We start from the raw sequence: 10,651 nt of genomic DNA, 5'->3' as shown, positions 1-10,651 counted from the left end.
TTTTGTGTATAAGAGACAGGTTGTAGAGCGGGATGACGACGGTGACGTCGTCGAGCGAGGGCAGCAGCCGCGGCCGCGGGTTCGCCACACCGGAATCGAGCAGCCGGCGGGCGACGATCGCGGACTTGGTATCGGTCACCTCCAGGTACCCGTCGCCGATCAGCTCGGCGGCCTCCGGGGCCAGGCGCAGCATCCGCGCGGGCGATCCACCGATCAGGATCCGACCCCCGGAAAATGCGCGTACCCGTGGATCGATCCGTACCCCGAAGCCGTCGGGCAGACGATCATGGCGCATTCCTCGCATGCTATTCGCAGTCGAGCTCGCAGACATCATCACCCCACAAAAAAGGAGGAAAGTCCGCCAGAAATGCCGCCGTGACCGGTAACCGGACGCGTCAACAAGATCGGCAGCGCACTTTCGGCAACTGGCCCGCCTAGCCGAGCGGACTCTCGTTGCACGCCTTGGCAGGAGCACGCTTCACGGTCAACGGCAGCGACACCCGGCCTCGGGTACGAACCGGGCGCGAATGGTCGACCGCGGGTCGGGGAATCGTGCGTCCAGGCATCGACAGCGCCGCTTCGCCATAGCCCTGAACACATTCCGGGTCCGGGCCGTTGGCGGGCAGGCCGGTGAAGAACTTCGCCGCCATGCAGCCGCCGCGGCACGCGTCGTAGTGCGAGCACTTGGTGCAGGCGCCACCGTCGACCGGCTCGCGCAGTTCGGCGAACAGCTCCGAGGTGGTCCACACCGCGTCGAAACCGCCGTCGGCGACGATGTTTCCGGCCTTGAACCGGTCGTGGATGGCGAACGGGCAGGCGTAGACGTCACCCACCGGGTCGACCAGGCACACCACCCGGCCCGCGCCGCACATGTTCAGGCCGGGCAGCGCGGAACCGAAGGCGGACAGGTGGAAGAACGAGTCGCCGGTGAGCACGCCCTCGCCGTTGGCGACCAGCCAGTCGTAGAGCTCGCGCTGCTGCTCGGGCAGCGGGTGCAGTTCGTCCCAGACGTCGGCGCCGCGGCCCGACGGGCGCAGGCGGGTCAGGCGCAGGGTCGCGCCGTAACGGTCGGCGATGGCCTTGAATTCGTCGAGCTGGGCGATGTTGTGCCGGGTCGCGACGACCGAGAGCTTGGCGTCCTTGAAGCCCGCGTTGTGCAGGTTCTCCAGGGCGCGGATCGCGGTGTCGTAGGAGCCGGGGCCGCGCACGGCGTCGTTGACCTCGGCGTCGGCGCCGTCGAGGGAGATCTGCACGTCGACGTAGTCGCTGGCGGCCAGCCGGGCGGCGACCTCCTCGTTGATGCGAACGCCGTTGGTGGAGAACTTGACCCCGACATGGTGGGCGGTCGCGTAGTCGACCAGTTCCCAGAAGTCGGGGCGCACCGTCGGTTCGCCGCCGCCGATGTTGACGTAGAAGATCTGCATGCGCTCGAACTCGTCGATCAGCGCCTTGCACTGCTCGGTCGTCAGCTCGTTCGGGTCACGACGACCCGACGAGGACAGGCAGTGCACGCACGACAGGTTGCACGCGTAGGTGAGTTCCCAGGTGAGGCAGATCGGTGCGGCCAGACCCGATTCGAAGCGGTCGATCAGCCTGCCGCCCTGGGTGGTGTCCGTGGAGGCAGGCATGCTCACCGGTGTCACCGGGGTGACCGGACCCGGTGCGGGCACGATCATGTCGGTGTCGGCCAGCTGCGCGAGCGCCGCGAGGTGCGCGTCGGACGCACCGACGCCTTTGGCCCGCAGCGCGTCCCGCACCGAGGCATGGGCGGGCAGCGACTGCACCACGTCGACGAGGTCGCGGCTCTTGAGGAACGAGAGCTTGCGAGTGCCGAAGTGATACAGCAGCGCACCGAAGGATTCCGGCCGCAGCGAGACGCGCGGATGCAGCGCCCAGCGGGTGTCGAGATCGAGCACACCTGCCTCCATGGTCAGTACACGCCGCACATGCCGTCGATGCTGACCTCTTCGATCAGCGTCTCGGTGACCAGGTCTTCGTCGGATTCGACGGTCGCACGCGTTGCGTTCTCGGGCATGACTACCTCCATTGTGTTGCCGGTCACCGCCGACTTTAACGTCAGTCACTGCCATAAAGGGGCGGAATTCGAAAATCTCGATGGCCACGAGCGCTCTGGGGCGCCCCTCTAGACTTCCGGGAGCGGACGGGAACGGGCCGGTGAGCCCGGTGGCAGCAGAGGTGAGGCAGAAGCTTGCGTAACCACGGAGGGGCAGGAAGCGGCGCGCATTCCACACTCTCGGAGTCGGAGATCGTCGAGGCGGCGCTACGAGTCGTGCGCGAGGACGGTGTGGAGAAGCTGTCGATGCGCAGACTCTCCCGCGAGCTCGGCGTCTCGCCGATGGCGCCGTACTACTACGTCGCCGACAAACGGGAACTGCTCGACCTGGTGGCCAGCGCCGCGCTACTCGGGGTGCGCAAGCCCGCGCGCGAGTCGGGGCCGTGGCAGGAGCGCCTGCGCGATCTGATCGATCAGATAGACGATAAACTGCGCAGGCATCCCGGCCTGGGCGACATCCTGCTCGAGCAGATGCTCGGCAAGCAGCTCGACCTGATCGACGCGGTGATGGAGATCCTGTTCGACGCCGGCTTCAGCGACCGCAACGTGCTGGCCGCGTACGCGACCATCCACACCTACCTGTTCGGCCGCAGCCGGGTGAATCCGCGTGACCGCTCGGCGCCGGCGGACGTGCTGTTGCCCGAGGCGGTGGCACGAGCCACGAAGTACATGGCGGACCTGCGCGGCAAGTACTCCTACGACTTCGGGATGGAGGTGCTGGTCGCCGGTCTCGAGGCACAGCTTGCCCTGCAGGCGCGTCCCGGCCTAGCATGAAACTGAAACACGTTCTAGTTTTGTTCGAGAGGACGACATGACCACAGTCGAGGTTCCGCACGGTTCGCGCTCGGTGGTGCTGCGGGTGGCCGCGGTGATCGCCGAAACGGCCGACACCAACTCCGTGGTCTTCGAAGTGCCCGCCGACCTCCGCGAACGCATGACCTACTCGCCGGGCCAGTTCCTGACCCTGCGCATCCCCAGCGACCAGACCGGCTCGGTCGCGCGCTGCTACTCGCTGGCCAGCTCGCCGTACACCGACGATCTGCCCAAGGTGACAGTCAAGCGCACCGAGGGCGGCTACGGCTCGAACTGGCTGTGCGACAACATCTCCGCGGGCGACCAGCTCGAGGTGCTGCCGCCGTCGGGCGTCTTCACGCCCAAGAACCTCGACGAGAACCTGCTGCTGTTCGGCGCGGGCAGCGGCATCACCCCGGTGATGTCGATCCTGAAGTCGGCGCTGTCGCAGGGCACCGGCAAGGTCGTGCTGGTCTACGCCAACCGCGACGCGAACTCGGTGATCTTCGCCGACGAGCTGCGCGAGCTCGTGGGCAAGCACCCGCAGCGGCTCACCGTCATCCACTGGCTCGAACCGCTGCTCGGGCTGCCGACCGCCGACATGCTCTCGACGCTGGTCGCGCCCTACACCGCCTACGAGGCGTTCATGTGCGGGCCGAAGCCGTTCATGGACCTGGTGCACGACGCGCTGGCCACCCTGGAGGTGCCGCGCGCCCGCACCCACGCCGAGGTGTTCAACTCCCTCGCCGGTGACCCGTTCGCCGACCACGCCCCGGTCGAGGTCAGCGACGAAGAGGCCGCCGACGCGGCGACGGTCGAGGTGGAGCTCGACGGGCAGGTGCACGAGCTGTCCTGGCCGCGCAAGCAGACCCTCGTCGACATCATGCTCGACAAGGGTCTGGACGTGCCCTACTCCTGCCAGGAGGGCGAGTGCGGGTCCTGCGCGTGCACCGTGCTCGAGGGCAAGGTGGAGATGGGCAACGCCGAGATCCTCGACCCCGAGGACATCGAGAACGGGTACATCCTGGGCTGCCAGGCGCGACCGGTCACCGACCACCTCAAGATCCAGTTCTGAGCCAGATCCCGGACCAGCTCGCCCCTGTCACCGCATAGCCCGGTAGGCGGCGCGTTGCTCCGGGGCCAGGTGCTCCACGGCGTAGCTCAACGCGGTGCGGCCCATGCTCGGCGCGTAGACATCGAGGAACCCGGTGAGTACCGCCGGGTCGACGCGTTTGCCGACCTCGCGCAGCATCCAGCCGACCGCCTTCTGGATCAGGTCGCGGCGGTCGTCGAGCACCTTCGCGGCCAGTTCCAGCGTCGTGCTGGCGTCGCCCGCCTTGATGAAGGCGAAGGTCGACAGCAGCGCCACCCGCCGCTCCCACAGCGAATCCTGCTGTGCCAGTTCGAACAGCAGGGCGCGGTCCTTGTCGAGCAGCCAGGGCCCGACGATGTGCTCGGCGGAGGCGTCGACCAGATCCCAGTTGTTCACCCGGCCCCGGCGCACGGCGTCGAGGTAGAACTCGACCATCTCCGCGCGGGCCGCGTCGTCGCGGGTGCGCGGTTTCGACGCGGCGGCGAAGCGGGCGTTCAGGATGAGCAGGGCGGCCAGGCGCTCTTCATGGACCGGACTGTGGAGCAGCTCGCCGATCTGTTTCAGCGGAAGGGTGGCGAACTGCTTCGCGACCTTTCTGGTGGCGGGGACGCGGACGCCGAGGAAGACGTCACCCTCGCCGTATTCACCGGGGCCGGTCTTGAAGAAGCGCTGTAAGTGTTGCGCGTCAGCCGGATTCGCCAGTTCGGCCAGCGCGGACCGCACCTGGTCGGCAGTGGGAGCCTCGGATACCACGCACACCTCCGATCGACGGACAGTCACCCGTATTCAACACCGGTGCACCGACAATCCGTGGCAATCCCGAACCGTCTCGGTCAGAGGTCGGTGGCGCCGAGTAGCCGACCGGATTCGAATGTCGCCGCGCTGGACGGCAATTCACCGGGGAGTCCGCTTTTGCGGACCGTCACGGTGCCGTTGCCCGTCGTCGGGCGGCCGAGTTCGTCCATCTTGCGAATGGTCTGGGCGGCGACGGCCTGGGCGCTGTCGAACAGGCGCACACCGTCGGGCAGCGCGGCGACGATGGCATCGATGACCAGCGGATAGTGCGTGCAGCCGAGGACAACGCCCTCGACGTCGGCTGGCGTGCGCGCGGCGGCGTCGGCGATGGAATCGCGGATGGCGGGCAGGTCGCCGCGGTCGATCGCGTCGGCCAGGCCGTGACAGGCCACGCCGACGACCTTCGCGTCACCGGCGAAGCGGGTGATCAGGTCGGCCTGGTAGCGGCTGGCGGTGGTCGCCGCGGTCGCCCACACCGCCACCGACCTGCACTGCGCGGCCGCGGGCTTGATGGCGGGCACGGTCCCGATCACCGGCACCGATTCCCCCACCGCGGCCCGCACCTGATCCAGCGCCGTCACGCTCGCGGTATTGCACGGCAGCACGATCACTTCGGCGCCCAGTTCGAGCGCCTGCCGCGCCGCGCCGAGCACCCGCTCGACCACCCAGTCCTCCGGTTTGGGCCCCCAGGGTGCGCCCTCGGGGTCGAGCAGGAGCAGCAGATCCACATCGGGCCGCAACTTGCGCAACCACGCAGCCGTCGGCAGCAGGCCAAGGCCGGAATCGATAAGCGCGACGATCACGGGGTCCACCGTATTACAGGCGCTCGAATCGGCCGGTCGCCACCATGTCCCTGCCGGGCAGGCTAGACCAACTCGATCTCGTCGAATCCCACCGTCAGGTTGTGCCGCCGCTCCCGCAAGACACCGCCCTCACGATGGGCGACCCCTTCGGCGAACTCCAGCCGCAGTGTCGACCGACGGACATCGACCTCCTGGACGACGCCGCAGATACCGCTGAACGGGCCCTCAGGGAAATAGACGACATCACCGGCCGAGTACTCGGTAAACCCCACGCCGCCACAGTAATCCAGTTTCACGGCTACGGACAGAGCCGTCGGGTCAGCCCGCCGCGGCGAGCAGGTCGGCGACCGGGGTCGGGGTGGCCAGTTTGGCGCGCAGCTTCATCACCTGACCGGTCAGGCCCGCGCCGAGAACCGCGGTGAGGATGCCGTCGCGGGAGTAGTAGGCGAGGAACTTGCGGCCGTCGTCGGTGACCACGGTGACGTCGTCGGTGGGCGACGGGGTGCCGAGGGCCTGGATCTTGACGTCGTACTGGTCGCTCCAGAAATACGGCACCCTGGCCGCGGTCGGAGCCGCACCGCCGAGCAGTGCGGTGACCAGGAGTTTCGCCTGTTCACCCGCGCTGGTCCAGTGCTCGACGCGCTTGCGGACGCCGGTGTCGTGCTGCCAGGCGGCGACATCGCCGACCGCCCACACACCGTCGGCGGAGGTGCGGCCGACCTCGTCGGCGAGCACCCCGCCGCCGGCGGCCCTGTCGGCGATGTCGATGCCGGAATCGGCCAGCCAGTCGGTGACCGGGACCGAGCCGACACCGATCACGACCAGGTCGGCGACGATCTCGGTGCCGTCGGTGAGGACCGCGCCACGCACCCGGCCGGAATCGTCGGCGCGCAGCGTGTCGACGCCGACGCCGCAGCGCAGGTCGACGCCCTCCTCGCGATGCATGCGGGCGACCAGGCCGCCGATCTGCTCGCCCAGCACCGAGGCGAGCGGGGCCGGCTGCGGCTCGACGAGGCTCACCTCGACTCCGGCCGCGCGGAAACTGGCCGCCAGTTCGCAGCCGATGAAACCGGCGCCGATGATCAGCGCCCGGTTCGCCCCGTCCAGTTCCGCGCGCAGGGTCTGCGCGTCCTCGTGGGCGCGCAGCACGTGCACGCCCGCCACCTCGGACAGTCCGGGCAGCCTGCGCGGGCGCAGACCGGTCGCGATGATCAGCTGGTCGTAGCCGAGGCTGGTGCCGTCGGCGAGGGTGACGGTGCGCGCGGCGGTGTCCACCCCGGTGACCGTGGTGCCAAGGCGCAGCTCGATGTCCTTCTCCGCGAAGAACTCCGGCGGGCGCAGCGTGGTGTCGTCGGTCTCGCCGCGGACGAACTGCTTGGACAGCGGCGGGCGATCGTAGGGCGGGCGCGACTCGTCGCCGAGCAGCAGCACACCGCCCTCGTACCCGGCCCTGCGCAGTTCCTCCGCCGTGCGCAGGCCTGCCAGACCCGCTCCGACGATCACGATGGGCGCGCTCATACCTGTGTCCTCTCGGCATGTGCGGCGCTCTCCGCGCTCGCGCGAGCCACCGCCGCCGGGGAGCCTGCCGCCCATGCCATGTCTTGTGTCGCGGGCCACTACGGCCCCCAGATGTTTGTACCAGTGCGCCCGGTCACCGGTGACACCCACGTCGCAACACAACCGTGCCGGTTCCGGTATCGACCGGGCGGTCAATCAGGAGTAGACCGAGGTCAGAAGTATTTTTCGTCTCATCGAGGAGGCATTTCCCCATGTTCACCGACAGCCGTGCACAGGATTTTCTCGCCGTCGTGCTCGGCGCATTCACCGCGCTGTCGCCCCTGTGGGTCAGCACCAACGACAACGCCCGCTGGACGTTGATCGTGCTCGGCGTGCTCATCGCGGCGACCGGGCTGCTCCAGATGGTCAGGGCGGAAATGGCCGCCGCCGATTACGCCATGGGCCTGTTCGGCGTCCTGCTGTTCATCTCGCCGTGGGCGATGGACTTCACCGCCTTCCGCGGCGCGTCCATGACCGCATGGGTGGTCGGGGTAGTGACGGTGGTCGTGGCGGTCGCCGCGCTGCCCGCGATGAATGCCCGCTTGCACAACATGGCTCCGCATCACTGATGCCGGGCCGACGTGTCGGGCGCCGCAACGCGAAACGCGATGGCGACGCCCGGCAACTCATTCTGGATGCCGCCGAAGACCTGTTCGCCGCACACGGTTTCGACGCCACCCCCACCGCGGCCCTTGCCGCGGCCGCCGGTGTGCCCAAGGGCCTGGTCTTCTACTACTTCCCCACCAAGAACGCGATCCTGTCCGCGCTCATACGCGAACGCGTCCCGGAACAGCCGATCGACGACCTGAACGCCGTCGTCGCCCCCGGTGACCCGGCCACCAGCCTGATCAACCTCGACACCGCCATCAACCTGCGCGACCACCACTCCTCGGTCCTGCGCGTCATCATGTGGCGCGAGGCCGACACCCACCCCGACGTCCGCCGCCGCCTGCGCCAGCTCCGCGACCAGCTCCTCGACGTCACCGCCCGCGTCCTCCAGGAAAGCGTCCCCACCCCCATCCGCCCCAGCACCCTGCGCGCCTGCGCCGCCGCCTGGGTCTCCGCCATGTTCGCCATCGCGGGCACCGACCGCCTACACGCCCTCGACGACATCCCGGTCCCCACCACCGACGATCTGATGAACGTCGCCCGGGTCGTCGCCGCCGGGATGACCCAGCTCGGCTGAGGCGATGCCCAACGGCTCAGTCAGTCGCCTTCGGATGTCCCGTTCCCGCGTACGTGATCCATACGGTGCGCCGATCGTCATCAACGAGGTACCAGATTCGGCCCGCACCAGTCACTTCGAACTGCCAGCGTTCGAGTGTCGCGCCTTTCCATTGGGCCGAACCGAGCGCGCCCTTCAACCGATGCTGCCGATCGGGGCTCGCCCGTGATCGCGGATCGGACCGGATCGAATCGTATGCGCGGCGGAGGTTGCCCGGTGTCTGAGCGGCGAGTTGCTCCCAACCGGTGCACGCCTCGCTGGTTCCGAACCGTATGTCGAACTCCTCCCCCACCGGTGGTGCGGCGGCTCGCTCACCGCGCTTCGGACTCACTCGGCGGGCCAGGCGACGTCCGGGCGCGGCACAGGGCCGAGATCACCCTCCGGTTCCCGAGTGACAAGCTCGAGGAGGGCCGGGTCGGCGTATAGCTCGGCACTGTGGCGCCACTGCGTGAGGAGAACCGCCAGCGGCGCCAGGTTTTCCAGCGCCGCGGCACCATTGGCGACAGCGACCAACTCGGTCAGGAACTGTTCGCGATCGGGGTCGGGCAAGAAAGTCACCCAGGGAACAGCCGCGGGTAGAACGTCGCGGATCGCCTCGGCGCCCAATTGGTTGATCAACCCCGCGAGCAAGCGCGCCGTGAAGTCGACCACCTGCGCTTCGGCATGCATTTGATCCACCCGCATCAACGCGAGATCGCCGGCATCACGTCGACGTAGCCGTAATGCCCGCACCCGGTCGAGCATGCCTGTCGTCACCGCGGGCTTGTGCAGCAACTCGCTGAACGGAACGACGTCATAGGCTGCGCTCATAACATCCACACTACTTAGGATGTTTGGTCGGCGCCAGGGCCATCAGCACGCAAGATCGGGCGAATTCGGCCGGATCCGGTGACGCCGCACCTGTCGGTACGACGCCACCGGCACTCGATCAACCGGCGATGATCGACTCCGCGGCGCCCGGTGGGACCGGGGCGTAGGAGTCGAACACCATGGAGTAGGTCGCTCGGCCGCGGGTCTTCGAGCGAAGGTCCCCGATGTAGCCGAACATCTCCTGAAGCGGGGTCAGGGCGCGCACGACGTGGGCGCCTGCCCGTTGGGTGAGGTCGGTGACGCGGCCGCGGCGGGCGTTCAGGTCACCGATCACCTCGCCGACGTACTCCTCGGGAGTGACGACCTCGACGGCCATCATCGGTTCGAGGAGAACCGGTTTCGCCCGCGCGACCGCGGCTCGCACCGCTGCCGCGCCTGCCATCCGGAACGCCAGGTCCGACGAATCCTGCACGTGGGCGGCGCCGTCGAGCAGCGTCACCTTCACGTTCACCAGGGGGAAGCCGGCCAGCGCGCCGACGCGCAGCGCGTCCTGCGCGCCCGCGTCGACCGCGGGGATGTACTCCCGCGGTACGCGCCCGCCCGCGACCCGGCTCTCGAATTCGTAGACCGCGCCGTCTTCGGCCACGTGCGGCTCCAGCGCGATCACCACCTTGGCGAACTGGCCGCGCCCACCCACCTGCTTGCGATGGGTGTACTCGAACAGATCCACCGCGGCGGTGACGGTTTCGCGATAGGCCACCCGTGGTGCGCCGATCTCGGCCTCGACCCGGAACTCCCGCTTCATCCGGTCGACCAGGATCTCCAGATGCAGCTCGCCCATGCCGCCGACGACCGTCTGGCCGGTATCGGTGTCGACGGACACGGTGAACGTCGGATCCTCCTCGGCCAGGCGAGCCAGGGCGACGCCCAGCTTGTCCTGATCCGCGCGGGTCCGCGGTTCGATCGAGACCGCCAGGACTGGGTCGGGGAAGGTCATCGACTCCAGCACGATCGGCGCGTTCCGATCGCACAGGGTGTCGCCGGTGCCCGTCTCCTTCAGGCCGATCACGGCACAGATCTGACCGGCCTGCACCCGATCGACGGCGATCTCGGTACTCGAATGCATCTGGAACAGTTTGCCGAGGCGCTCCTTTCGTCCATTCGTCGAATTCAGGACGGCCGCACCGGGTTCGATGCGGCCCGAGTAGACCCGCAGGTACACGAGCTTGCCGAAGAACGGGTGCAGCGCGACCTTGAACGCCAGCGCCGCGAACGGCTCGGCGATATCGGGTGCGCGGTCGATGTTCTCCCCTTCCGGTGAGACACCATGCACTGCAACCACATCCAAGGGCGACGGCAGGTAGTCGACGACCGCGTCCAGCAGCGGCTGCACGCCGATGTTGGCCAGCGCCGAACCGCACAGGACCGGGTAGGCGCACGCGTCGACCGTCATCGTGCGGATGGCGGCCTTGAGCTCGTCTACCGGGATCGCCGCGCAGTCG

The 10,651-nt window shown here is 68.4% G+C and carries 12 protein-coding genes and 1 pseudogene; 4 read left to right on the top strand and 9 right to left on the bottom strand.

The features are described 5' to 3' along the window. The 3 genes and pseudogenes from ACFWPJ_RS11925 to mftA all read right to left on the bottom strand — a co-directional run. A pseudogene (locus ACFWPJ_RS11925) lies at positions 1-295 on the bottom strand (mycofactocin system glycosyltransferase); the annotation flags it as partial. A 139-nt stretch (positions 296-434) separates the two neighbouring features. Next, positions 435-1,928, bottom strand: coding sequence for a mycofactocin radical SAM maturase (gene mftC / locus ACFWPJ_RS11920; protein WP_378849956.1), 1,494 nt, complete (start codon positions 1,926-1,928; stop codon positions 435-437). A 2-nt stretch (positions 1,929-1,930) separates the two neighbouring features. Continuing rightward, positions 1,931-2,035: a mycofactocin precursor MftA gene (gene mftA, locus ACFWPJ_RS11915; RefSeq protein ID WP_189025716.1), complete on the bottom strand. Its 105-nt coding sequence runs from the start codon at positions 2,033-2,035 to the stop codon at positions 1,931-1,933. Between the two features lie 174 nt (positions 2,036-2,209). Between mftA and mftR2 the strand changes: the two genes are divergently transcribed. Both mftR2 and ACFWPJ_RS11905 read left to right on the top strand, forming a co-directional pair. After that, positions 2,210-2,848 carry a mycofactocin system transcriptional regulator MftR2 gene (gene mftR2, locus ACFWPJ_RS11910; RefSeq protein ID WP_378849950.1) on the top strand — a complete coding sequence of 213 codons (639 nt, stop codon included), beginning with the start codon at positions 2,210-2,212 and terminating at the stop codon, positions 2,846-2,848. Between the two features lie 37 nt (positions 2,849-2,885). Continuing rightward, complete coding sequence (locus ACFWPJ_RS11905; RefSeq protein WP_378849948.1) at positions 2,886-3,941, top strand: 2Fe-2S iron-sulfur cluster-binding protein; 1,056 nt, start codon at positions 2,886-2,888, stop codon at positions 3,939-3,941. A 27-nt stretch (positions 3,942-3,968) separates the two neighbouring features. On the opposite strand, the gene ACFWPJ_RS11900 is transcribed toward ACFWPJ_RS11905, so the two are convergent. The 4 genes from ACFWPJ_RS11900 to ACFWPJ_RS11885 form a co-directional block, all read right to left on the bottom strand. After that, entirely contained in the window at positions 3,969-4,712 is a 744-nt protein-coding gene (locus tag ACFWPJ_RS11900; protein ID WP_378849946.1) for a DNA alkylation repair protein, read from the bottom strand. An 80-nt stretch (positions 4,713-4,792) separates the two neighbouring features. Beyond that, positions 4,793-5,557, bottom strand: a complete 765-nt coding sequence (locus tag ACFWPJ_RS11895) for a glutamate racemase (protein WP_378849944.1) — start codon at positions 5,555-5,557, stop codon at positions 4,793-4,795. 62 nt (positions 5,558-5,619) lie between these two features. Continuing rightward, positions 5,620-5,829: a hypothetical protein gene (locus ACFWPJ_RS11890; protein WP_378849942.1), complete on the bottom strand. Its 210-nt coding sequence runs from the start codon at positions 5,827-5,829 to the stop codon at positions 5,620-5,622. Positions 5,830-5,875: 46 nt separating this feature from the next. Continuing rightward, positions 5,876-7,075, bottom strand: coding sequence for an NAD(P)/FAD-dependent oxidoreductase (locus tag ACFWPJ_RS11885; protein ID WP_378849940.1), 1,200 nt, complete (start codon positions 7,073-7,075; stop codon positions 5,876-5,878). Positions 7,076-7,326: 251 nt separating this feature from the next. On the opposite strand from ACFWPJ_RS11885, the gene ACFWPJ_RS11880 reads away from it, so the two are divergent. Both ACFWPJ_RS11880 and ACFWPJ_RS11875 read left to right on the top strand, forming a co-directional pair. After that, positions 7,327-7,683, top strand: coding sequence for an SPW repeat protein (locus ACFWPJ_RS11880; RefSeq protein WP_378849938.1), 357 nt, complete (start codon positions 7,327-7,329; stop codon positions 7,681-7,683). Beyond that, the gene (locus tag ACFWPJ_RS11875) at positions 7,683-8,300 is read left to right on the top strand and encodes a TetR/AcrR family transcriptional regulator (RefSeq protein ID WP_378849936.1); all 618 of its coding nucleotides are present in this window, start codon (positions 7,683-7,685) and stop codon (positions 8,298-8,300) included. The genes ACFWPJ_RS11880 and ACFWPJ_RS11875 overlap by 1 nt, the downstream gene beginning before the upstream one ends. 366 nt (positions 8,301-8,666) lie before the next feature. On the opposite strand, the gene ACFWPJ_RS11870 is transcribed toward ACFWPJ_RS11875, so the two are convergent. Together ACFWPJ_RS11870 and ACFWPJ_RS11865 are read right to left on the bottom strand one after the other, a co-directional pair. Next, the gene (locus tag ACFWPJ_RS11870; RefSeq protein ID WP_378849934.1) at positions 8,667-9,149 is read right to left on the bottom strand and encodes a hypothetical protein; all 483 of its coding nucleotides are present in this window, start codon (positions 9,147-9,149) and stop codon (positions 8,667-8,669) included. A gap of 118 nt (positions 9,150-9,267) precedes the next feature. Then, the coding region (locus ACFWPJ_RS11865; protein ID WP_378849932.1) for an elongation factor G at positions 9,268-10,651 on the bottom strand (1,384 nt) is incomplete at its 5' end.

It is taken from the genome of Nocardia sp. NPDC058497 (genome assembly GCF_042720195.1).
GTDB lineage: Bacteria > Actinomycetota > Actinomycetes > Mycobacteriales > Mycobacteriaceae > Nocardia.
This window is presented reverse-complemented; position numbering and strand designations above follow the sequence as displayed.